The organism is Bartonella sp. AP65SXKL (genome assembly GCF_042195725.1).
In the GTDB taxonomy this organism is placed as follows: domain Bacteria; phylum Pseudomonadota; class Alphaproteobacteria; order Rhizobiales; family Rhizobiaceae; genus Bartonella.
In genome coordinates, this window is sequence record NZ_JBHIOW010000011.1 from 38,705 (window position 1) to 61,182 (window position 22,478).

General features: G+C 38.3%; 19 protein-coding genes and 1 pseudogene. 12 read left to right on the plus strand and 8 right to left on the minus strand.

Annotation, left to right across the window (positions count from 1 at the left end; translation table 11 throughout):
• Window positions 1-45 precede the first annotated feature (45 nt).
• Window positions 46-1,791, plus strand: a complete 1,746-nt coding sequence (locus tag ACFIMP_RS07135; protein ID WP_375612721.1) for a heparinase II/III family protein — start codon at window positions 46-48, stop codon at window positions 1,789-1,791.
• A gap of 928 nt (window positions 1,792-2,719) precedes the next feature.
• Here ACFIMP_RS07135 and ACFIMP_RS07140 read toward each other — a convergent pair.
• The 3 genes from ACFIMP_RS07140 to ACFIMP_RS07150 form a co-directional block, all read right to left on the minus strand.
• Window positions 2,720-2,872, minus strand: coding sequence for a DUF1127 domain-containing protein (locus tag ACFIMP_RS07140; RefSeq protein WP_375612720.1), 153 nt, complete (start codon window positions 2,870-2,872; stop codon window positions 2,720-2,722).
• A gap of 346 nt (window positions 2,873-3,218) precedes the next feature.
• Window positions 3,219-4,838 (minus strand): bifunctional phosphoribosylaminoimidazolecarboxamide formyltransferase/IMP cyclohydrolase, encoded by a 1,620-nt coding sequence (purH, locus tag ACFIMP_RS07145; RefSeq protein ID WP_375638442.1) that lies wholly within the window; start codon window positions 4,836-4,838, stop codon window positions 3,219-3,221.
• A 719-nt stretch (window positions 4,839-5,557) separates the two neighbouring features.
• The gene (locus tag ACFIMP_RS07150; protein WP_375612234.1) at window positions 5,558-6,340 is read right to left on the minus strand and encodes an SURF1 family protein; all 783 of its coding nucleotides are present in this window, start codon (window positions 6,338-6,340) and stop codon (window positions 5,558-5,560) included.
• 296 nt (window positions 6,341-6,636) lie between these two features.
• Here ACFIMP_RS07150 and rpmB point away from each other — a divergent pair, with 296 nt between their 5' ends.
• From rpmB to ACFIMP_RS07165, 3 genes and pseudogenes are all read left to right on the plus strand, one after another.
• Window positions 6,637-6,954, plus strand: coding sequence for a 50S ribosomal protein L28 (rpmB, locus tag ACFIMP_RS07155; RefSeq protein ID WP_375612235.1), 318 nt, complete (start codon window positions 6,637-6,639; stop codon window positions 6,952-6,954).
• Between the two features lie 120 nt (window positions 6,955-7,074).
• Window positions 7,075-7,758, plus strand: coding sequence for a VUT family protein (locus ACFIMP_RS07160; RefSeq protein ID WP_375612236.1), 684 nt, complete (start codon window positions 7,075-7,077; stop codon window positions 7,756-7,758).
• Window positions 7,759-8,920: 1,162 nt separating this feature from the next.
• Window positions 8,921-9,067: pseudogene (locus ACFIMP_RS07165) on the plus strand (HaeIII family restriction endonuclease); the annotation flags it as partial.
• Window positions 9,068-9,115: 48 nt separating this feature from the next.
• Here the strand turns inward: ACFIMP_RS07165 and cobT are convergent.
• The 3 genes from cobT to ACFIMP_RS07180 all read right to left on the minus strand — a co-directional run bounded on the left by cobT (window position 9,116) and on the right by ACFIMP_RS07180 (window position 12,829).
• Window positions 9,116-11,011: a cobaltochelatase subunit CobT gene (gene cobT, locus ACFIMP_RS07170; protein ID WP_375612718.1), complete on the minus strand. Its 1,896-nt coding sequence runs from the start codon at window positions 11,009-11,011 to the stop codon at window positions 9,116-9,118.
• Window positions 11,012-11,025: 14 nt separating this feature from the next.
• Window positions 11,026-12,006 (minus strand): cobaltochelatase subunit CobS, encoded by a 981-nt coding sequence (cobS, locus tag ACFIMP_RS07175; protein WP_375612717.1) that lies wholly within the window; start codon window positions 12,004-12,006, stop codon window positions 11,026-11,028.
• A gap of 202 nt (window positions 12,007-12,208) precedes the next feature.
• A complete protein-coding gene (locus ACFIMP_RS07180) occupies window positions 12,209-12,829 on the minus strand; it encodes a J domain-containing protein (RefSeq protein ID WP_375606021.1) in 621 nt (206 codons plus the stop codon).
• 124 nt (window positions 12,830-12,953) lie between these two features.
• Here ACFIMP_RS07180 and ACFIMP_RS07185 point away from each other — a divergent pair, with 124 nt between their 5' ends.
• The gene (locus tag ACFIMP_RS07185) at window positions 12,954-13,226 is read left to right on the plus strand and encodes a BolA family protein (protein WP_375612716.1); all 273 of its coding nucleotides are present in this window, start codon (window positions 12,954-12,956) and stop codon (window positions 13,224-13,226) included.
• 18 nt (window positions 13,227-13,244) lie between these two features.
• On the opposite strand, the gene ACFIMP_RS07190 is transcribed toward ACFIMP_RS07185, so the two are convergent.
• Window positions 13,245-14,213 carry a tyrosine recombinase XerC gene (locus ACFIMP_RS07190; RefSeq protein WP_375686178.1) on the minus strand — a complete coding sequence of 323 codons (969 nt, stop codon included), beginning with the start codon at window positions 14,211-14,213 and terminating at the stop codon, window positions 13,245-13,247.
• 3 nt (window positions 14,214-14,216) lie between these two features.
• Complete coding sequence (locus ACFIMP_RS07195; RefSeq protein ID WP_375632437.1) at window positions 14,217-15,038, minus strand: SapC family protein; 822 nt, start codon at window positions 15,036-15,038, stop codon at window positions 14,217-14,219.
• Window positions 15,039-15,170: 132 nt separating this feature from the next.
• Between ACFIMP_RS07195 and rimM the strand changes: the two genes are divergently transcribed.
• The 7 genes from rimM to sdhB all read left to right on the plus strand — a co-directional run bounded on the left by rimM (window position 15,171) and on the right by sdhB (window position 21,308).
• Window positions 15,171-15,728, plus strand: a complete 558-nt coding sequence (rimM, locus tag ACFIMP_RS07200) for a ribosome maturation factor RimM (RefSeq protein WP_375653385.1) — start codon at window positions 15,171-15,173, stop codon at window positions 15,726-15,728.
• Between the two features lie 284 nt (window positions 15,729-16,012).
• Complete coding sequence (gene trmD, locus ACFIMP_RS07205) at window positions 16,013-16,711, plus strand: tRNA (guanosine(37)-N1)-methyltransferase TrmD (protein ID WP_375612244.1); 699 nt, start codon at window positions 16,013-16,015, stop codon at window positions 16,709-16,711.
• 209 nt (window positions 16,712-16,920) lie between these two features.
• Complete coding sequence (rplS, locus tag ACFIMP_RS07210; protein ID WP_375612245.1) at window positions 16,921-17,361, plus strand: 50S ribosomal protein L19; 441 nt, start codon at window positions 16,921-16,923, stop codon at window positions 17,359-17,361.
• Window positions 17,362-17,856: 495 nt separating this feature from the next.
• Window positions 17,857-18,258: a succinate dehydrogenase, cytochrome b556 subunit gene (sdhC, locus tag ACFIMP_RS07215; protein ID WP_375606014.1), complete on the plus strand. Its 402-nt coding sequence runs from the start codon at window positions 17,857-17,859 to the stop codon at window positions 18,256-18,258.
• Between the two features lie 18 nt (window positions 18,259-18,276).
• Entirely contained in the window at window positions 18,277-18,663 is a 387-nt protein-coding gene (sdhD, locus tag ACFIMP_RS07220) for a succinate dehydrogenase, hydrophobic membrane anchor protein (RefSeq protein ID WP_375612246.1), read from the plus strand.
• 6 nt (window positions 18,664-18,669) lie between these two features.
• Window positions 18,670-20,514, plus strand: coding sequence for a succinate dehydrogenase flavoprotein subunit (sdhA, locus tag ACFIMP_RS07225; RefSeq protein ID WP_375677720.1), 1,845 nt, complete (start codon window positions 18,670-18,672; stop codon window positions 20,512-20,514).
• 14 nt (window positions 20,515-20,528) lie between these two features.
• The gene (sdhB, locus tag ACFIMP_RS07230) at window positions 20,529-21,308 is read left to right on the plus strand and encodes a succinate dehydrogenase iron-sulfur subunit (RefSeq protein ID WP_005774220.1); all 780 of its coding nucleotides are present in this window, start codon (window positions 20,529-20,531) and stop codon (window positions 21,306-21,308) included.
• Window positions 21,309-22,478 lie beyond the last annotated feature (1,170 nt).

Genomic DNA, 22,478 nt, shown 5'->3' on the forward strand with positions numbered 1-22,478 from the left:
AATGGTCGAAATTGTATTTGATTCAGCATAAATGGAGATGAAATTTTGGCGGTTGCGGTAAAAGCTCCTCAGGTAAAAGTGGCAGCCTGTATCGATACGATACAGAATGTTATGCGGCGTTTATGGGTTGGACCATTGTTTCGTTGGCGATTTTCAGGGTTTCGTCCTCATAAAATTTTAGCGCATCCCATGGATTTGCATGTAGCTGATCCGATGATGGCGCATGAATTTTATCATGGTCGTTTTGCTTTTGCTGGTCACATTGTTCATTCTGGTGCTGTTTCGCCGTTTTCATTGGTTCCACCAACGCTAGAATGGGAAGCGGCTCTACATGATTTTCATTGGTTGCGCCATATGGAGGCAGCAGGAAGTGATTTAGCTTCTGCACATGCACGCTCTCTTTTAGAAGACTGGTTTGACCATGCTGGTAAGAAGGTAAAAGGGCTTGCTTGGAGTGATCCTGTTGTGGCGCGGCGCTTGATTTCATGGATTTGTCATTCGAAAATGTTGTTAGAAGGGGCAAGTGAACGGTTTGAAAAACGCTTTTTACGTGCACTTGGTTTGCAATTTCGTTATTTGCGCGTAACAGTTTGTAGTATGGAGCACAATGATCAACGTTTACAAGCAGCAGTGGCTTTGACATTCGCATCTCTTGCTTTGCCTGTTTCAGCGGCAGTGAAAAAAAAGGTACAAACCACACTTATAGAGGAGCTTTCCCGTCAAATCCTAGTTGATGGTGGGCATATTTCCCGTAGTCCTGTTATTTTGCTGAATTTGTTATCGGATTTATTGTCGTTACGGCATCTTTTTATGCGTAGCAATGAAACAGCACCCCGTATTTTGATTGATTCTGTTGAGCGTATGTTGCCAGCTTTACGATTCTTTATCCATGAGGATCAAACGTTGGCCCATTTTAATGGGGTTGGTCCCCTTGTATCGGAACGATTATCATCACTTTTGGAGCTTGATGAAACAGGAGGACATCCTTTTAGTTATGCCCGTTATTCAGGATTTCAGCGCTTAAAAGCCAATCAAACAACAGTGCTTGCAGATACAGGAAAGTTTCCACCTCGCTCTGTAGCACAGCAGGCTTGTTCGGGGTGTTTGTCTTTTGAAATGTCTTCACAAGGGCACCGTTTTATTATCAATGCCGGTGTTAATCCTGATGGGCGGGAAGAGTATCGACATTTAGGGCGTGTTACTGCAGCACATTCAACAGCTACGCTTAATGATTGTTCAGTGGGTGCTTTTTATCATAAAAAGAAAAATGGCGCGCCATTTTTGTTTGATGGACCAACAGATGTTCAAGTGTGCCGTATAGAGGATTCAGAGAAGACAGGTTTTATTGCGAGTCATAATGGTTATGTGCGACCCTTTAATCTTATTCATGAGCGTGGTCTTATTTTGGCGACAAATGGAGATACGATCGAAGGTTTTGATCGCTTTTTTATGCCAAATAAAGGGAGAAAGAGACACAAGAGTGTGCAAAATGAACAAAATTATGTTGCTGTTCGGTTTCATCTTCATCCACAAGTTGAAGTTAACTATGATGGCAAACGTGTGTGTTTAGCCGTAAAGAACGAGAACGTGAAGAGTGAACAAATATGGTATTTTATATCGCCTGACGCAGATATTTGTCTTGAAGATTCGATTGATTTTGCAGAATTAACAGGTCCACAACGGACACAACAGATTGTTTTATATTTTCGTCCTGCATTTCAGGAAAAAGTTCGTTGGCGTTTTATCCGTAAAGCGTTTGATAAAAAATTAGAACATTGTTCCAACCCATAGTATATTGCGTTTTATTTTGCGTGTCGCAAAACATTATTGTTTATTGTGGTAATATTCTCAAAATTTGAAGATCATATCAATTTTATACATGAAGAGTTTTGTTAGAGTATGGGTTGGATGTTTTTAGGCAAGGTTTGCTCATAGAATCTCATGAGGTGATGCTAAAAGGGATTGGCTCCAGAAAAAAGGTTTTTTGAAAGACCATTGTTGACAGATGAGTACTAGTTAAGGATTTTGATCCTTTAAAGATATGGAGAGAAAATTAAGCCGTTGCTTATCTTCTATAAGTTTTTAAGTGTGCTGTTGGGATCAATATTTCTCTCTGAGAGAGTTGCATTAATAGGATTACGCTCTTCACGAAAAACAGAGCGCTATTGTATTGTATATTCACGAACTTATTTTAAAGAAAAATTCCTTAACGCTTCCAAGCTATTTTGCGACGATGCCCGTGATGGGTATAACGGTAAATCCATTAAGCCCCCCCCATCTTTATGCTTATGAAGGAGCAGTTCGGCACTATCACACTATTGATCAGTGCCCAATGTTTGTAACAAGCTCTTGGCACTAGAGATAGTTCATAAGAGGCATTTTTAGCCTTTTCTTAATAGCTTTTATCCATACAGCTCTCCCCGCGCTTGTAACGTGCAGGCGAATGGTTTTGGTTGATTCAACATACACAGATTTGAAATGGAAGAATTTTACGGTATTCGGGGTTCTAATTTAATATGAATAACGCTAAATTATTATTACAAATCAAATGTTGTACATCACAGAAGCATTGAAAATTCGAGAAACAATACATAACAATGGCCGAGAAAAATAACTCTTCTGCTCTTTGTTATTATACTAAAAATGAAGTTATAATAACAAACCACAAAATGCGCGCTTTTTCATAGCAAAGCATTCTCTCAAATATCTCAAACAACTTTCATAAAGATCTACGCGAATAACGTCGTGCAATTGAATCAATATCACCTCGACAAATTCCAAGATCACTAAGTTCATATGTTGAAAGACGACTTAACGCATTAACGGTTCGACGATAACGGCGCCAATTACTATAAAAACGTAGAATATTCATATCCTCTACTCAAACTTTTCATTACACTCTTTAGTTTAAGAATAGAGTATATTACTAAAAAGAGTTGTGTTATAATATCATAGCAGGTATGCATCTACATACAAGATAATGTCCCTTTAACATTTTCCTCATGCGAAAGGGTAACCATTAAAAATATCAACAAGAACATCTTATCCCTAACCAATGGCTAAATTATGTGCATTTTCTGCGGTGATAAACTTCTTCACGTGTAGCTTCTTTGGATTGAATAACTGCTTCCATTTCAACAGTTATCAATAGTCATACGATAATTATGAAAAATTCCTTGAAACATTTGTCTCATACGAAAAGAAAAGCAGCAAAATTATTAATGGCGGAAGTGACGTGTTCCTGTAAAAACCATCGCTAACCCCTGTGCATCAGCAGCGGCGATAACTTCTTCATCACGCATGGAGCCTCCTGGTTGAATAACTGCTGTTGCTCCTGCTTCAGCTGCTGCTAATAAACCATCAGCAAAAGGAAAAAATGCATCTGATGCAACAACAGATCCTTTTGTGAGAGTTTCTGTTAAGCCTGCTCTTTGCGCACTTTCTGCTGCTTTACTTGCAGCAATTTTTGCTGAATCGATGCGGCTCATTTGTCCGGCTCCAATTCCAACTGTTGCGCTATTTTTCGCGTACACAATAGCATTTGATTTAACGTGCTTTGCTACACGAAAAGCAAATTGAAGATCACGCATTTCATCTTGAGTTGGTGCCCGCTTTGTCACTACTTGCAATTTAAGATCATCGACTACCACGTTATCACGTGATTGTACTAAAATGCCTCCTGCAAGTGTTTTCGCAAGAAGTCCTCCACAGCGTGGATCAGGAACTCCACCTGTAATGAGCAAACGAAGATTTTTTTTCTTGGCAATAATTTCACGTGCCGCCATTGTGGCATCAGGAGCAATAATCACTTCTGTGAAAATTTTAACAATTTCTTCAGCACATTCCTCATCAAGGGTTTGATTTAAAGCAACAATTCCACCAAATGCCGATACATTATCACACATAAGAGCTTTCAAATAAGCGTCTTTCAAATTTTCTCCTTCCGCAACACCACAAGGATTGGCATGTTTAATAAGAGCGACAGCAGCGGTTTTTTGCGGATCAAATTCTGCCACAAGTTCAAAGGCTGCATCTGTATCATTCAGATTGTTATAAGAAAGCGCTTTGCCTTGTAAAAGTTTTGCTGTTGCAATACCAAAACGTTTTTCATTATTGCGATAAAATGCTGCCTGTTGATGTGGATTTTCCCCATAGCGCATAACACTTTCAAGATGACCGGAAAAACTCTGCCATGATGGAGTTTCAATTTTTAAATCCCGTGCAAACCACGATGCTATTGCCGTATCATAGGCAGCGGTGTGTGCATAAGCGCGCATTGCTAGCTGATGACGCATAGATAAGCTTAAACATCCATTATGCTGCTTTAATTCAGCTAGAATCGAATCATAATCTTTTATCGCTGTTACAACACCGGTATAAGCATAATTTTTTGCCGCAGCGCGAATCATCGCCGGTCCACCGATATCAATATTTTCAAGAGTCGTTTGCCCATCAGCTCCCGAAAGGATCGTCTCTTCAAAAGGGTAAAGATTCACCACTAAAAGATCAATTCCATGAATGCTGTTCTTTTCCATAGCTTCCCTATGGTTAGGATCTTCTCTTACCCCTAACAAAGCACCATGAATCAAAGGATGGAGTGTTTTTACACGCCCATCCATTATTTCAGGAAATCCGGTAACTTCAGCAACATCTTTTACGGGTAAACCAGCTGCTATGAGGGTTTTTGCTGTTCCTCCTGTTGAAATTAATTCAACATTGTAAGTAGCATGAAGGGCTTGTGCAAAAGCAACCACACCCGTTTTATCAGACACAGAAAAGAGAACACGACGAACCCGATGAAGATCAGGTATGGGAAAATTTTTGGCAACAACACCCATAACAGAAGCCTTAAAAATGAAAGAGTTAAAATTCTAGTAAAACACGCTTATACGTTTATAGCATAAGCCTTTAGCAAAATACACTGAAAGGATAAACTGTCTTTTTAGAATATAGGATGATTCACCTTTTTCTATTATCCTGTAAAAACCTCTCATTTGAGGTGTGGTGATAGGTATAAAAGTCTCATTGAGACATTAAATATTTTTTTGTTGCTTATAACTCAATATCTCATCTTCATAGCAGTTTTGAAACAAAAAATGCATCCGTATGTTCTCTGCTATATTAGCCTTTATACTAGATGAAGGCGAAAGTATTGCGTATATCAATTGGAGTAATCTCTGAAATGGGAAATAATCTAATGAAGCAAGAATATAAAATTATAAAGGCAAAAATGAGTGCTCATCTTTCCTATCATTTTTAAATTTAACTTTATATTTTTCAAAAGCGTTTATGACAATGTTTTTTAAGAGTGAATTTTTTATAGAGTGGAGATAATGCATTGCTTCACATTTTTGGGCATTACATTTTTAATGAATAAACCCTCGTTTTATGATGATTTTTTAAAGAGTGTCGCGTAAATCTTTTGTGGATGGTATAAAGATCTATTGTATGCCTATGATCTTTATTTAACAAAGGCGCAAGTTGGTAGATTTTATTCTCTTTATCAGTTTTCAAGATTCTAAAAATTTTTGTTACTTGAGATGGAAGAGGTATTTTTTTAGTTTTTTTGCCGTAGCAGAAAAAGAAAACCTCCTAACACACCAGCAGCTAAAATAAACCACGTGATTGCATAAACGAGATGATTATTTCGAAAATGGATAATCGTAAGACCAACGACGGGAAGTTTTGCTTGTGGAGATGTTTTTCTGGCATCAATGAAATAAGGGGCAACAGTGGACAAACCAAGTTTTTGTGCCATAGCGGGGAGATCGCGCGTATACCATAAATTTTTGTCAGGATTATTTTTACGCGGGAAAAATCCATTTTTTTCACTCATGCGTAATAAACCTATAATCGTTGTTTGTTCTGTGTCCGTGGTAGAATTTTGCTGAGATAAGGCATTTGTATGCGATTGCTCTGTGTTTTGAAAATTGTTACGTTCATCCATAGGGATAAAGCCACGGTTGATAAAGATCAGTATATTATCAGCAGTTTGTAAGGGAGTCAAAACCCAATAGCCTGTAGTATTTTGAGCGGCAGCAGTGACTAAAATATTTTTATCTGTTAAAAATTTTCCTGTGATAATAACAGGTTGATATTCATATTTTTCAAAAGTAACATCTGACCATTGATTTTTTGGAGGGGCTTTTATGGGGGGTAAATGAATGCGCTGATTGGTACTGGTAATAAGATTTGTTTTCCAGTTTAACCGTTGTACTTGCCATATACCTAATGCACTGAAGAGAAGAAAAAAACAAATACATAAAGTTCCAAATAAAAAAGAAGAAAAACGGCAAGAATTTCCCTGAAGCTTTGTCATGGGGGGGTCTTTTTTGCTCATGATTTGTGCTTCCTTTCGGGACAATAGGCTTTTATTCTAACATGGTATATATTAAAAGAAACATTTTGTACGCTTTTTGGCAGAATTTGCACGCCTTATTGAGGAAAAAGATGAAAAATGAGCCAACAAGAGATGAAAAAGGTTTTATAAAAGACTTGACCTTTTGTTGTCGACCCCCTATTAGAAAGAAACTTCCCAATGATGCCCGTTCAAGGTTGCATTGCGCGTGTTTTGCGTTCATTGTGTCCTTTGGGTATGGGGATTTGAAAGTTTCTTAGAGTTTAAGGGTGAAGTTTATGTCTCGTGCATGTGAATTGACAGGGAAGACGGTTCTGTATGGTAATAATGTTAGCCATGCGAATAATAAGACTCGGCGTCGTTTTTTACCAAATCTTTGCAATGTGACATTGATTTCAGAGGTGTTACAGCAAAGTTATCGCTTGCGTATTTCAGCAAATGCATTGCGTTCTGTTGAGCACCGCGGTGGTCTTGATGGTTTTTTGATTAAAGCAGACGATAAAGAGTTGTCGCAACGTGCGCGTTTGCTAAAACGCCAAATCATTAAGAAAAAAGCTGAGCAAGAAGGTGAGCAAAAGGCTGAACAGGCAGCATAATTGTTAGCGCCATTCTTTTTGGTTTATTAATGCTTTGATTTCGGTTTTCTGTTCTAGAAGTTAGGTTTTTTGCAGGTTGATCGTTTCATTTTATTGGTTCCATATCCCAGGTTAAAAAAAATGTCTTCAAGCGGTCTTTTATTAGAACAGCAAAAGAAAAGGTATGTTGTTTTTTCTATTTTTGCAATGTGCCTTGCTGTCACGGCTTCTAATATTTTAGTTCAATATCCTGTCTATTGGTTTGATTTGAATGAGCTGTTGACTTACGGGGCTTTTACCTATCCATTTGCTTTTCTAATCAATGATTTGACCAATCGTTTTTATGGTCCATCTGCTGCGCGGCGTGTGGTTTATGCTGGTTTTTTTACGGGTGTCTTTGTTTCTTGGATATTGGCGACACCACGGCTTGCACTTGCTTCTAGTTTTGCATTTTTATTTGGGCAACTCCTTGATATTGTGGTTTTTACTCCTTTGCGACGTAAAACATGGTGGAAAGCACCTTTAGCAGCAGCGTTGGTTGGTTCAGCTTTGGATACAGTGCTGTTTTTTGCTCTTGCTTTTTCTAGCTCGTTTGCTGTTTTTGATAAGATAACAGGGTATGCAGATAGTTCACTGGTGGAGAGTACTGTTTTGGGAGGGATAGGCATGCCAGTTTGGCTATCGCTTGCTTTTGGTGATTTTTCGGTAAAAATTATTATGAGTCTGTTGATGTTGATTCCTTATGGGACAATTCTTAACATCGTAAAGCTTCCTCTTTATCAATGTCATTCAAAAGATGATTCCTCTTTTGTTTGTCACAAATAAGGATTTTTGTCTTTTTGTTTTCCTGAAGCCAAGAAAATTGTACGCTATGCTTGGTGTGACACGTTAGTTATAATGGATACTTTATCATTTACCAACTTAAGTAAGAACTCCAACACAAAACGCTTTTTTATTTCAAAATTCTCTTGTGAGGAAAAGATAAAGTCATTTGTTTGAGAAGGGGCTAAATATGCTTTTACAAATGATTCAATGTGACAGAAATTGCAACTGATGTTTATTAATAGATTGATTTAAAATGATAACTTATATTTTTCATTTGAGTGAAAGAGCCCAATATCATAAAATTTTACGCGTTTTAAATACTCTTATATTGAGTTAATAAAAATCATTTGCTTGCCTATGTTATAAGAGGAATTGGCGTGCGGACAACGTCATTTGAGAAAGAAATACTTCTTATGAAGAGCTTTAATGCAATAAAAGTGCAATATTAGGCGCTGAAAGTATATTGATTTATCTTAAAAACATTGGAAACTTGAAAGTAGGATTCTGCTTTTGGCTTGTAGCTTGTAAAGTAAAGGATGATTCTGGATTTTGCATTATGCCATATATGGGCGCTGTTGTGAAATAAGCTTGGAAGCAAGGAAGAATGTAGGAGTGCGGATAAGATATATAATGGTGTGTTCTTTTTCGTGAATGAAGTAATATTTTTTTTCGTGTTTTTCTTATATTTTATGTGAGTAAAGATTTTTTCTTTTATCCATGAGATGGGAGCTTATGTTGATAGATCACCCGTGGTGAGTACTGTTTTGGGAAGGTTAGGGGACAGGTTGGCTTTCGCTTGCTTTAGCAATTTTTGCCGAAAAATTGCTATGAATCCATTTATGCCGATTCTTTTATAAAGAAATTCTTAGTGTTTAAAATATCCTCTTTTTTTTCGTATAATAAATACAACTTTTATCTTTTTGTATTACTGAAGGTGAAAGTTTAGGTATTATATTTTCTGTGAGAGCAGCATTTTAGAGCTATGTCTAGTGGAGATATTTTTCTATATACGTGTATTTCAATATAATGAAATAACACAAGATCGAGACAAAAATGGGTGATTATTCAGTCTTTGAATTTGAATGGTACTCTGGGATATGGTCGTAAATGGAAAGTTCTAAGCAAAACTTTATCAGTCGCAATATAACCAGAAAGTAAAAACAAACTCATTACAATTTTTGAAGATGGTTGGAGCATTTCTTTTAGAGCTCATAATGCATCCAGTAAAGTAGAAGCTTCTTTAAAATTCGATATTCAATTTGTGGGATTATCTTCTCAGGTTGTTAGCCATCAAATTCCAATGGTTTAATGATAGAAATAATTTTTTAAATGTAATCGTTGCTGATTCAAGGCAGGTTTATTTCTTATGAATATGAGTTCTTTTATCACTAAAAAGTATTTCTAATTGTTTTGTTATGGCGTCGGCAAGTTCTTCAGCATTCATAATTGTTACAGCACGTTGGTAATAACGTGTGACGTCATGACCAATTCCAATGGCAATGAGTTCAATAGGGGAGTGTGTTTGGATTTCTTGAATCACTGCGCGTAAGTGTTTTTCTAAATAATTGCTGGAGTTGACCGATAGTGTCGAATCGTCAACAGGAGCGCCATCAGAAATGACCATGAGGATACGACGTTGTTCACGCCGTGATAAAAGGCGTTGATGAGCCCAAATTAAAGCTTCTCCGTCGATATTTTCTTTTAATAATCCTTCTTGCATCATTAAACCTAAATTGCGTCGTGCGCGACGCCATGGGGTATCAGCACTTTTATAGATGATATGGCATAAATCATTGAGGCGTCCAGGATTATGGAGTTTGTTTTGGGTAAGCCATTGTTCGCGCGATTTTCCCCCTTTCCAAGTTTTGGTGGTAAAACCTAAAATTTCAACTTTGACACCACAACGCTCAAGAGTCTGTGCCAAAATATCAGCACAACTTGCAGCAACGCTAATGGGGCGTCCGCGCATTGAGCCTGAATTATCAATGAGAAGTGAAACAACTGTATCCCGAAATTGGGTGTTGCTTTCCATTTTAAAAGAAAGAGGTTGCATGGGGTCAATAATTAGACGTGGAAGCCGTGTTGTATCAAGATATCCTTCTTCAAGGTCAAAGTTCCAGTTGCGATTTTGTTGCGCCATCAAGCGGCGCTGGAGACGGTTTGCTAAACGTCCAACGATGTTTTGGAGATGATTGATTTGCTTATCAAGATAACGGCGTAAGTGATCTAACTCGTTTTCAGAACAAAAATCTGTTGCTTCCAAAATTTCATCAAATTGACGGGTGAAGATTTTATAATTGCCAAGTCTTTCCATTTGTTCCGAATCAGAAAAAAGGTGTTTGGGTTTGCTCGGCTTTTCTTGCCAAGGTCCATTTTTTTGTTCGCCGTCAGCTTGATCATTGTTGTTTGATTGTGTCGCTTGTGTTTTTCCATCATCTTGCACATCACTTTCTTGTTTAGTGCTGGTTTTTTCTTCACTTTGAGCGCGTTTTTTGTTTTTACTTTCTTCTTCTGCTTGGTCTTGAGGTTCACATTCGTTTTTTAATTTTTTATTATTTTCACTATTAGAAGCTTCATCTTGTTGCACTGTCATTTTGAGTGTAACAAGCATTTGGCAAACGATCTGCGCAAAAGCCTTTTGGTTGTAAATATGATGTGGGAGTTCATTGAGTTGTGATGCTGCTTTTTGTTCGAGTTCTTTACGCCACAATTCTAAGACAGAACCCGCTTCTCTTGGAGCTGCGCGCTTTGTTATTTTTTCACGCAATAAAAGTGCAATCGCTTCTTGGATGGGGGCTTCACTTTGGTTGCTAATTTTATGATAATGGGCTCTTTTGTATTTATCGGCGAGCATGACATCAAGATTTTTTGCAAGTCCCTCCATGGCTAAAGTACCAATTGCTTCAACACGTGTTTGTTCGAGGACTTCAAAGATAGCACGCGCTTCTGATTCTAGTGGAGCAAATTGCATGTGAATGCGGTTGTCATGCCATGCTTTGCGCAGAGCCATGGAATCACCTAATCCGCGGGTAATGGTGATGTCTTTATTCGTTGCGTATTGAGGTAATTCTGGTAAACGCGCACAACTTTCGCTTAAAGATGGTCGATTATGACTAAAGGAAACTTCAAGGTTGTTTGTGCCTGCAATTGCACGCATACAGGTGGAAAGTGCTTTTTTAAAAGCTTCAGTATTAAGAGTGTTGTTTGAAGAGTCTTTTGCCGGATTTTTGTTGTCGCCAATATCGGTAGCCATGAGTGATAGATTCCTTAAGGCGAAACACCATGAATGAGTGATTCGGGAAGCTCTTGTCCAAAGGCGCGTTGATAAAATTCTGCAACAGTGGCACGTTCGAGTTCATCACATTTATTGAGAAAGGTTAATCGGAAGGCAAAGCCGACATCTTGAAAAATTGTTGTATTTTCTGCCCAAGTAATGACGGTACGTGGACTCATGACAGTTGAAAGATCTCCATTGATAAAAGATTGGCGTACCATATCAGCAACATGAACCATTTGTGAAATTGTCTTTTTTCCCTCAGCCGTTTGAAAAGATTTGACCTTTGAACAAATGATATTAACCTCTTTATCATGGGGTAAATAATTGAGTATCGTAACAATAGACCAGCGGTCCATTTGAGCTTGATTGATCTGTTGGGTACCATGATAGAGACCGGTTGTATCACCAAGACCAATGGTGTTTGCCGTTGCAAAAAGACGAAATGCTGGATGGGGAGAGATGACACGGCTTTGATCAAGTAAGCTTAGTTTTCCAGAGGTTTCAAGAACGCGTTGGATAACAAACATAACATCGGGACGCCCCGCATCATATTCGTCGAAAACAAGAGCAATATTATTTTGATAAGCCCATGGCAAAATGCCCTCTTTAAATTCAGTGATTTGTAAACCATCTTTTAAAACGATAGCATCTTTTCCTACAAGATCGATACGACTTACATGACTATCGAGATTAATGCGAAGACAAGGCCAGTTAAGACGTGCAGCAACTTGTTCAATATGTGTTGATTTCCCTGTACCGTGATAGCCAGAAACCATTACACGGCGGTTAAAGGTAAAACCTGCGAGAATCGCTAAAGTTGTTTGCTGATCAAAAAGATAATCAGGATCGATATCAGGAACATGGGGACTTTTTGTGCTAAAAGCAGGGACTTTCAGATCTGTTTCAATATGAAATAGATCGCGAGCACAAAGTGTAATATCGGGCAAATTTTCAACGGTAAGATTTGTCATTATGTTTCTGGAAGGGAGAGGACGCTATTTATTCATTAGAAACGATACAAGAGTTAAAGTATTTATGCAATGCTCTATAATGAGAGCCTTAGATATTGAAGAAAGATTTTTTTACGTATTCTATAATGTTTTGCAAAAAAAGTAACATTTTGCGCAAATAATGATGGTCTAAATGAAAATAGACTCATATAAGCGCATGTTTTCAGCACAAACCAGACTTTTTTAGCAAATTGTAAGCATGTAAAACATCACGAAAGCGCTCTTCTGAAGCACGATTACCACCATTGGAATCAGGATGGTGCTTTTTTACCAACTCTTTATATTTCATTTTGATGTCTTCTGCTGAAGCGTTTGCCTGTAGTCCCAGTGTATCAAAAGCTTTTGCTTCTAAGGGCTTTAATTTTCGTGAGAACTTATTGCTTGAATGCTGCCCAGTAAAAAGCGTGAAGGGATCGCGCATGCGATTTTGATAGGCAGCTGTGCCAGAGCGAATCTTTGCATAATTCGCGGCTGTTTTTTTCGATGTACCATTGCTCAGATCTGTAGGCCATGTCGGACGATGTCCTGTGAGAGCATCCTTTTGAAATTTTGCGATATCTTTATTGCTAAGACCAGAGAAGTAATTAAAATTTTTATTATAGGCGCGTACGTGTTCAATACAAAAATATAAATATTGTCCTTCGTGATTTCGACCTGCTGGTGCTTTATGGGACCCTGTTTTTTCACAACCTTCCCACTGACACTGTTGTGCTTCTGGCTCAGCTTTTTGTTTTTTATTTGAGCTTATGCGAATTGAATCGAATAATTTAGATGTTATTGTCATATTATTGGTTTATGCAAAATTGATTAATTTTACAAGAATTGACTTTTGAAAAATTTGTTTTCACACTTATTCTATTATGAAAAAGGTGTATCTTTGCACGTTCATTTTGTTTGAGGAATGAAAAATGTTTATAGAAACAATAATTCAGAGAAAGCTTCAGGATGCTTTTCATCCGCAAAAGCTTGAAGTGATTAACGAAAGTCATCTTCATGAGGGGCATCCTCATAATGAACATGCTTTTGATGGTAAAGGAGAAACACATTTTCGAGTGAAAATTTTATCTTCTTCTTTTTCTAATATGACACGCGTAGAAATACATCGAGCGATTTATAAAGTTTTACAAGAAGAGTTAGCTACTTGTGTTCATGCTTTGGCACTTGAGGTTGAAACACTCTAATTTTTTGATGAGACGTTTTTAGGAACGGGGATGGGCCTTTTGATAGATTTTTAACAAATGGTCTGTATCGACGTGGGTATAGATTTGTGTGGTGGAAAGACTAGCGTGCCCAAGAAGTTCTTGAATCGTGCGTAAATCTCCCCCCCGTGATAAAAGATGGGTGGCAAAAGAATGGCGCAGTGTATGAGGCGTTGCAGTTTCTGGTAAACCAAGGCTTGCTCGTAAGTTGCGTACAGTTTTCTGAATAATGGCGGGCTGTAGGGGACCGCCTCGCGCCCCACGAAATATGGGTTGGTTATCCAATAAAGGATATGGGCAACATTTGAGATAATTTTGTACAGCTTCGTAAACAATTTTGATGAGAGGAACAAGGCGTGTTTTGCCGCCTTTTCCTGTTATAAATAAACTTGTTTTTTCAGGATCAGAAAATTGTTCTGGTGTGAGGCTTAAGGCTTCTGATATTCGCATTCCACAGCCATAGAGAAGCATGAGGACAGCAGCATTACGAGCGCTAATCCAAGGTTCATTTTCCAGTTGATTTTCTTGTTTGACTATGTGAAGTGCTGATTTTATCGCTAAAGGTTTTGGGAGCAATTTGGGGTGTTTGGGGCTTCGGATAAGTTGAGCCGCGGGAACATTGACGATTCCTTCACGTGATAAGTATTTGAAAAAAGAACGGATGCCTGCCACCCCTCGGCTTAAAGAGCGCGCACTTATATTGTTTGTACGCCGATAAGCAAGATAAGCACGCAAGTCACTGATGCGTAAATGAGCAAGATCTGTAAGGGTTGGTGTATGGCTTAAGTGTTGACAGAGAAAAGACAAAAATTGCCGTGTATCACGTTCATAGGCTTGCACTGTTTGTGCTGACATACGACGTGTTTGGGTAAGACACTCTAACCAATTTTTCCTTGCGTTTAAAATTGCATGGTCTGCTGGAATGAGAGGAATATTTTCATCTTTTCTCTTGTCGTTTTTGATGGGCATTATCTAGTTGAGAGTTTCTTTCTTTTTAGCTTTTTCATCGTTAGAATGACCATTCTTGTTTTGGGGTTGCTCTTCACGATTGATAAGTTGCTTTTCACCTTTGAGAGAGAGTATTTTCACAAGATTGTGTGTTGACATCAAATGCGCAAAAATTAATCCTAAAAAGCCATTTTTATGAAGTTTGGCAAGTTGGCTTGCTGATAATTTATTCAATTTTTCTTCATCAACAACCCAAAAATGTTCCAATTGCGCTGAGAGACCTTTATCGTTTTTCACATTGATGGATTTTTGGCTTAGAAGATCCATTTCTACAAGAGCATCAATAAACTCAGAGGTTTTCTCCATAGCGATTTTAAAACTTTCAAGAAAGCGAATACGTTCTTCCATAAAAGGAGAAATAGAGCCATCGGAATTAAAAAGTTCTGTTCCTGCAACTTCATTAAACATACCGGACTGTTGATCAAAGCAGACAGAAAGTTCTTTTTCATTGCTAATTTGTGCCAAAACAAAAGGATAGCGACGGACAAAAGCTGGAACATAAGTATTGTTTTTCCAACTTTTATCAGAAGCGATATAGTCATTTTCGTCATTAGAAAGACCGACAAGAGCTGCGGATGTGTAGTGCCGTTTTTTTTGTTCATCTTCGGCGCACATAAATAAAATAGGATAGTCTAGCGCTGCTTGAAAATATTCAGTACTTGCTAAAGGAACCCAATGAGTATCCTTGGCAAAAGACATATCAGTTGGAGGAGCAAATTTTAGATTTTTATGGGAAATTTTGTTGATTGGTGTGATATCTTTGTAAAATAGCATAATATTTGCCATAAGACTTTCTCCTTTATTAATTTGTTTTTTGTTACCAAGAAAGGTCTTTTAGAAGATTGTCTCATATGGCAACAAGATTGAATAGAAAACTATAAGATTGAAGGGTTCATTTTTGAGAGATAATATTTTTGCATGAAGTATAATAAAGAAAAGCTTAAAAATAAAGTCTATCTTGCCATTATTGGTATGCCTCATGGTATAAAAGGAGATGTTTTTGTTAAAATTCTAAGTGCTGAGCCACAGCGTTTCAAGTTTTACAGCACTCTTTATGATGATATGGGGCGTTCTTATGAAATTGTAACTCTTCGCATACAAAAAAATAAGGCGATTGTACGTTTTAAAGGGGTAGAAAATCGTAATGCGGCTGAGTCTTTAAAAGGGATTCGCCTTTATGTGACGCGTGATCAATTAATTGATGATTTGATGGAGGATGAGTTTTATCAAGTCGATTTAATAGGCTTGTGTGTCCAAGATTGTGGGGGGAAAATCTTAGGTGAAGTGTGTGGTTTTTTTAATTTCGGGGCTGGTGATTTGCTTGAAATACGTTTGGATAGGGGTAAAAGAGTTCTTATTCCCTTTAGTAAGGCGGCGGTACCAGAAATTTGTATGGATTCTGGTTTTCTTGTTGTTGATCCCATGGCCGCTGGTTTAATTGATGGGGGAGACAATGATAAAAAGGAAATAGCTTGAATCTAAAAATAAAGATGAAGGTAAAAAACAACAGATGAATTTCGTCAATAAAAAGTGGAATGTGTGAAAATATTAAAAATGCTCTTTTGAGCAGATATTGTAAGCACTTTATCTCGAAATAGTCCTGAATTTTTAGAGTCTTTTTTAGTGCAAGTATTTAGAAGGATCGTATTAAATATGGCGCAGATCAAGAAGACTCAGATTAACGCTATAGCGTTAAAAGTCTTGTTTGTGCTATTTTTGCTATTAAGAGTCTGTTTAAGAAAATAAGGATAAGAAATAAAATGAAATTTCAGGCGCGCGTTTTAACCCTTTATCCTGAAATGTTTCCTGGTTTTTTAGGGTATTCTTTAGCAGGGCAAGCTTTAGAGCGTGGAATTTGGTCACTGGAGACGGTACAGATTAGGGATTTTGCTTTAGACAAACACCATAGCGTTGATGATAAACCTGCTGGTGGGGGAGCTGGTATGGTAATGCGGGCGGATGTATTGGCGGCTGCTCTTGATTGCTGTCCACAGGATTCGCCAAGATTGTTGATGAGTCCACGTGGGCGTCCTTTTGACCAAGCTTACGCGCATAGCTTGGCTCGTGATACGGGTGTAACGTTAGTTTGTGGACGTTTTGAAGGGGTTGATGAGCGAGTCATAGAGGCACGAGAACTAGAAGAAGTCTCTATTGGTGATTATATTCTTTCAGGGGGTGAAACAGCCGCATTGGTTATCTTAGATGCTATTATACGTCTTCTGCCTGGAGTGATGGGGAATGCAGCTTCTGCAAGGTGTGAAAGTTTTGAAAATGACTTGCTGGAACATCCGCAATATACCCGCCCTTCTCTTTTCGAAGGGCGGGGTATTCCGCCTGTATTGCTCTCAGGTCATCACAAAGCGATCGCAGATTGGCGTCAAAGCCAAGCCGAATTGTTAACACGTCAACGTCGCCCTGATCTTTATGCGCGTTATAATAAAAATCATCAGAAAACTTGATTCATATGATAAGGTGGTGTATTGCATGGCTCTCTTTTTAGAGAGTTTTTTATAAAAGGTTTTCTGTAGTTCCAAAATTAAAATGAAGGAATGGTGTATTCGCTCCTGTGTAAGACATAGCCTAAAGAGCTCCTTATTCTTAATAAAGGCTTTTTTGGTAAGAGTTGAGCGCTCTGACTGTTCGATAAAGAACATGAAGGATAAAAGAAATGAATATTATCGCACAGCTTGAAGCTGAACAATGTGCAAAAATTGAAGAAAAGCGCCAATTTCCAGCATTTCAGCCAGGAGATACAGTCCGTGTTATGGTGCGTGTGACAGAAGGTACACGGACGCGTGTTCAGGCTTATGAAGGTGTCTGTATTGCGCGTTCAGGCGGTGGGTTGAATGAGACCTTTACAGTACGCAAGATTTCTTATGGCGAAGGGGTGGAGAGGGTATTTCCTGTTTATTCTCCTTTGATTGAAGGTGTTGAGCTGGTGCGCCGTGGTAAAGTGCGCCGTGCAAAACTCTATTATCTACGTGGCTTGAGAGGTAAAGCTGCACGTATCGCTGAAAAGAGAGATTATCGGAAAAAAGCTGAAAAGGTTGTTGAGAAAGTAGAAGCAGCATCTGTCAGCACAGATGTTGAAAAGCAAGTTTCTGAGTAAAGATTATATCGGCTAAACTTTATGCAAAAGCGGCTTTTATGCCGCTTATTTGTGTCTTTCTTGATTCGTTTTGCCTTTTAAAAGGCTTGGAGGGGACATAAAAATGTTTAATCTATCAATTTTTCCTCTTTTTATTCTTAATCATGGGTGCAATTTAAGAGACCATTGCATATATCGTGGATACTCAAAAGGATAAGTTTAATCTGAAAAAATGTCTGTTTATATTTGGAAAAGATTTTAGACCTTTGACGTGAAGATAAAAGTGTATTAGATTAAGGCGAGTTTTGCGGATCATATCCGGGGAGTAATCGGTTTTTTTATGCGTGACCTTTAATCCGTTATTTGAGACAACCGACCTGTAATATCGGTATCTTGAGATGCCAAACAAGTAAAAACGAGAGAGTATGTTTAGTCGTTTTGCGCGAACTTTCTCGTTCATTGCGGTTGCAAAAACCAGGTCAGGATATTTTATGATAAACCAGGTCAGGATATTTTATGATAGAGACAACTAGGATAAAAGAGCGCCCTCGTTCCCCTCATATAAGTATTTATCGTTGGACAATTACTATGGCCATGTCCATTGCACACCGCATTACGGGTATGGCACTTTATGTTGGAACGGTTTTTCTTGCTGTTTGGTTAATTGCTATTGCGTGTGGCGAGGAGACATTTAGAACAGTTTACGAAATTTATAGTTCTTGGTTTGGATTGTGTATTTTGTTTCTTTATACTTTGGCAGGGGTTCATCACATGGTTGGTGGTGTTCGCCACATTGTTTGGGATCTGAAGCCTTGCCTTTTGGCAAAAGAAAAGGCAACAGTCACTGCTTGGGCGACAGTGTTTATTTCTCTTATTGTTACTTTTGCGATTTGGATTATTGGATATACCGTTGTTTAGCTGGGGGTGAAAAGAGACATGAAAAAAGATTTTCGAACGGAACTTGGAAAAGTACGGGGGCGTGGCAGTGCTCATGAAGGAACAGAGCATTTTTGGCTAGAACGTTTGACGGGGTTTATCAATCTACCACTTTTGATATTTTTTATTGTTCTTATTCTTTCGCTTGTGGGAAAGGATTATAGTATTGTGCGTGCAAGACTTGCACATCCTATTGTTGCTATTTTGATGGGATTGATGACTTTTTCGGTCCTTTATCATATGAAACTTGGTATGCAGGTAGTGATTGAAGATTATATTCCACGTGAAGGTTTTCGGATATTCTTTTTGACGTTAAATATTTTATTTTGTTTTCTCATAGGTGGTATCATTATTTTTTCTCTTTTGAAAATTGCATTAGGGGGTTAAACAAGTATGGCGGGTACAGGATCATCTCTGGGTGCTAAAGCAGGTAACGCCCCTTATCGCACTGTAGATCATAAATTTGATGTTGTTGTTGTTGGGGCAGGTGGTGCAGGATTACGTGCGACACTGGGTATGGCAGAACAAGGATTAAAGACAGCTTGTATTACGAAGGTTTTTCCAACGCGCTCACATACGGTTGCAGCACAAGGGGGAATTGCTGCATCGCTTTCAAATATGGGACCTGACAATTGGCAGTGGCATTTATATGATACCGTGAAAGGTTCTGATTGGTTGGGCGATACCGATGCAATGGAATATTTGGTGCGTAATGCTCCTGCTGCTGTGTATGAATTAGAACATTATGGCGTTCCTTTTTCGCGAACGCAAGAAGGCAAAATTTATCAGCGTCCTTTTGGTGGACATACGACACAATTTGGTGAAGGTCCGCCTGTTCAGCGTACTTGCGCAGCAGCTGACCGTACAGGCCATGCCATTTTGCATACGCTTTATGGACAAAGCTTAAAGCATAATGCGCAATTTTTTATTGAATATTTTGCACTCGATCTCATCATGACGGATGGGGTTTGTACGGGGGTTGTGGCATGGAATCTCGATGATGGTACAATACATCGTTTTTCTGCCAAAATGGTTGTTCTTGCAACCGGTGGTTATGGACGGGCTTATTTTTCTGCGACATCGGCGCATACCTGTACGGGTGATGGTGGTGGAATGATCGCACGCGCTGGATTGCCACTTCAGGATATGGAGTTTGTGCAATTCCATCCGACAGGGATTTACGGTTCTGGCTGCTTAATTACAGAAGGAGCTCGTGGTGAAGGAGGCTATTTAATCAATTCTGAAGGTGAACGCTTTATGGAGCGTTATGCACCTTCCTTTAAGGATTTGGCTTCACGTGACTTGGTTTCGCGTTGTATCACACTTGAAATTCGTGAAGGGCGTGGCGTTGGACCTAAGAAGGATCATATTCATTTGGTTCTCAATCATATTGATCCTGCAATCTTGCATGAGCGTTTACCAGGGATTTCAGAATCAGCACGGATATTTGCAGGGGTGGATGTAACAAAAGAGCCTATCCCCATCTTGCCAACGGTTCATTATAATATGGGTGGGATTCCTACCAATTACTACGGGGAAGTTCTCAATCCAACGGCTGATTCGCCTGATCGTATTCAACCAGGGCTGATGGCGGTAGGAGAAGCAGGATGTGCTTCTGTTCATGGTGCTAACCGCTTGGGGTCAAATTCATTAATTGATCTTGTGGTGTTTGGTCGTGCTGCTGCCATTCGCGCGGGTGAAGTTATTGATCGGAATGCAGAAATTCCACCCATCAATGAAGAAGCTGTTGACGAAATTATAGCGCGTTTTGATCGTTTACGTTTTGCACAAGGGGCAATACCAACAGCTGTATTGCGTGAAAAAATGCAACGCACGATGCAAGAAGACGCAGCAGTCTTCCGTACAGAAGATTCTTTGAAACAGGGATGTCAACGGATGAATAAAATCTGGGGGGAATTGTCGGATCTCAAAGTCACAGATCGTTCTCTGATATGGAATTCTGATTTGGTTGAAACATTAGAGCTTGAAAATCTTATGGCGAATGCAATCATGACTGTTTATTCTGCCGAAGCACGTTCAGAAAGCCGTGGCGCTCACGCTCGTGAAGATTATCCAGAGCGTGATGATAAAAACTGGCGTAAACATACGATTTCACATTTGTCAAAAGAGGGTAAGGTGACATTATCATATCGACCTGTCCATGTGGACCCGTTAACATCTGAAGCTGATGGTGGGATCGATTTAAAGCGCATTGCACCTAAAAAACGGGTTTATTAAGGGGAGAATAAAATATGGTACAAATTAAGCTTCCCAAAAATTCTCAAGTAAAACCGGGAAAGGTTTGGCCTAAACCTGAAGGTGCTACAAAGCTGACGGAATTTCACGTGTATCGTTGGTCGCCTGATGATGAGGAAAATCCTCATTTAGATACTTATTATGTGGATCGTTCTGCTTGTGGTCCTATGATTCTTGATGGGCTTTTGTTTATTAAAAACCATATTGATCCAACTTTGACACTTCGTCGATCATGCCGTGAAGGCATCTGTGGTTCATGTGCGATGAATATTGATGGAACCAATACATTAGCTTGTACCAAAGGGATGGATGATGTAAAACATCCCATTAAGGTCTATCCGTTGCCTTCCATGCCGGTTGTTAAAGATTTGGTTCCTGATTTAAAGCGTTTTTATGCACAACACCGAGTCATTGAGCCTTGGTTGCAAACAGTTTCTCCTGAACCTGCAAAAGAATGGTTACAAAGTCACTCCGATCGCCAAAAAATCGATGGCCTTTATGAATGTATTTTGTGTGCGTGTTGTCAGACTTCATGTCCAAGTTATTGGTGGAACGGTGATCGTTATTTGGGGCCCGCTGTTTTGCTTCAAGCTTATCGCTGGATTGCGGATTCACGTGATGAGATGTGTGGTGAACGTCTTGATAATTTAGAAGATCCTTTCCGCCTTTATCGTTGCCATACGATTATGAATTGTGCGCAAACTTGTCCAAAGGGATTAAATCCAGCGAAAGCGATTGCTGAAATTAAAAAACTCATGGTTGAACGCCGCCTTTGAAAATTTACTGATTGATCAAAATAAAGCGCAAGGTGGGAAATTGTATCTCCTTTTAGCAATTAAATCTCTAAAAGAAGATCGGCTGCTTATGGGGGCGCAGTAGCTATAATCATTCTAAAAGCGAAGTAATCTCTAAAAATTAAGCAATCCTTGTAGAAGCAATCCTTGCAATGGCTGAGCAGAAAACTCATAGTTGAATATTATCTTTGAAATTTGACCGATTAACGAACAGTAAAAAGAAAAATAGAAAATTGTGCGTGTTTTTGTGCCTCTTTGAGGCTTAATCTCTAAAAATTTATTGGCTTCTATGAGGCGGTTAGTATAGTTATTATTGCCTTTAAAAAGGCATTAGTCTTTCGAGTAAACTATACTTTAAATAGCGTTCTATGTAAGAACAATAAAATCAATATGCCATGTGTTTTTATTTTTATTAAATTCGCATCATAATTTATACTTTGATGCAGATTTAAGTAATCATTTTTTATAAAAAATGATTACTCTGTATAAATATAGCACAAAAATAAATGCTGATACAAATATTAAACGCATGTAAATTATCTAAATGAAATACAAAGGAGTGATCATTATGACAATTCGTCATTTTACGACACATTTATTGTAATATCGAAAACATTGCTAGTATTCAAGGATTAGGAATTTTTGATAATATCATTATATATATAAAGGTCATATTTTTTATTTTAAAGATTGGATTGTTAATCGCATTAAAAAACAAAATTTATAGTTCTCAAAAAATGGAGAACGTAAAATCCCTCTCTATTGTAGAGATAGATTATATAGTTAAGGGGGTAGTAATTTAAAAATATTGTAACATCATAGATTTAAATTCATTAAAGAGCAGATAAGACGTTTGAAAAATAGCAAATTTATAGGTTTCTCTAAAAATTTAGAAAAGGCTAGTGAGAATTCTAAGAACACGTGTTGCGAATGTGGAATAAGCGGTGTTTGTAGGTTCGTTTGAGTTGAATAAATTCAATCATCAAAGAAAATATGTTGTATTTTGACGAGTTTCGGAGGTTTTGATTTTATATGTTTTTATCTATAAAAAATAGAGATTTCTAGGTTTAGATCTTATTTATTATGTTAGGGTATTTCATTGTTCTTGTATGTATGCTTAAGAAAGTTGTTTAAGCAGTAAAAGTGTTTTTT

What these genes read in the sequence shown, in the direction of transcription:
- ACFIMP_RS07140 (WP_375612720.1), bottom strand. Translation starts at nt 2,872, where the DNA reads ATGAATATTCTACGTTTTTATAGTAATTGGCGCCGTTATCGTCGAACC.
- purH (WP_375638442.1), bottom strand. Translation starts at nt 4,838, where the DNA reads ATGGGTGTTGTTGCCAAAAATTTTCCCATACCTGATCTTCATCGGGTT.
- ACFIMP_RS07150 (WP_375612234.1), bottom strand. Translation starts at nt 6,340, where the DNA reads ATGAGCAAAAAAGACCCCCCCATGACAAAGCTTCAGGGAAATTCTTGC.
- rpmB (WP_375612235.1), top strand. Translation starts at nt 6,637, where the DNA reads ATGTCTCGTGCATGTGAATTGACAGGGAAGACGGTTCTGTATGGTAAT.
- ACFIMP_RS07160 (WP_375612236.1), top strand. Translation starts at nt 7,075, where the DNA reads ATGTCTTCAAGCGGTCTTTTATTAGAACAGCAAAAGAAAAGGTATGTT.
- cobT (WP_375612718.1), bottom strand. Translation starts at nt 11,011, where the DNA reads ATGGCTACCGATATTGGCGACAACAAAAATCCGGCAAAAGACTCTTCA.
- cobS (WP_375612717.1), bottom strand. Translation starts at nt 12,006, where the DNA reads ATGACAAATCTTACCGTTGAAAATTTGCCCGATATTACACTTTGTGCT.
- ACFIMP_RS07180 (WP_375606021.1), bottom strand. Translation starts at nt 12,829, where the DNA reads ATGACAATAACATCTAAATTATTCGATTCAATTCGCATAAGCTCAAAT.
- ACFIMP_RS07185 (WP_375612716.1), top strand. Translation starts at nt 12,954, where the DNA reads ATGTTTATAGAAACAATAATTCAGAGAAAGCTTCAGGATGCTTTTCAT.
- ACFIMP_RS07190 (WP_375686178.1), bottom strand. Translation starts at nt 14,213, where the DNA reads ATGCCCATCAAAAACGACAAGAGAAAAGATGAAAATATTCCTCTCATT.
- ACFIMP_RS07195 (WP_375632437.1), bottom strand. Translation starts at nt 15,038, where the DNA reads ATGGCAAATATTATGCTATTTTACAAAGATATCACACCAATCAACAAA.
- rimM (WP_375653385.1), top strand. Translation starts at nt 15,171, where the DNA reads ATGAAGTATAATAAAGAAAAGCTTAAAAATAAAGTCTATCTTGCCATT.
- trmD (WP_375612244.1), top strand. Translation starts at nt 16,013, where the DNA reads ATGAAATTTCAGGCGCGCGTTTTAACCCTTTATCCTGAAATGTTTCCT.
- rplS (WP_375612245.1), top strand. Translation starts at nt 16,921, where the DNA reads ATGAATATTATCGCACAGCTTGAAGCTGAACAATGTGCAAAAATTGAA.
- sdhC (WP_375606014.1), top strand. Translation starts at nt 17,857, where the DNA reads ATGATAGAGACAACTAGGATAAAAGAGCGCCCTCGTTCCCCTCATATA.
- sdhD (WP_375612246.1), top strand. Translation starts at nt 18,277, where the DNA reads ATGAAAAAAGATTTTCGAACGGAACTTGGAAAAGTACGGGGGCGTGGC.
- sdhA (WP_375677720.1), top strand. Translation starts at nt 18,670, where the DNA reads ATGGCGGGTACAGGATCATCTCTGGGTGCTAAAGCAGGTAACGCCCCT.
- sdhB (WP_005774220.1), top strand. Translation starts at nt 20,529, where the DNA reads ATGGTACAAATTAAGCTTCCCAAAAATTCTCAAGTAAAACCGGGAAAG.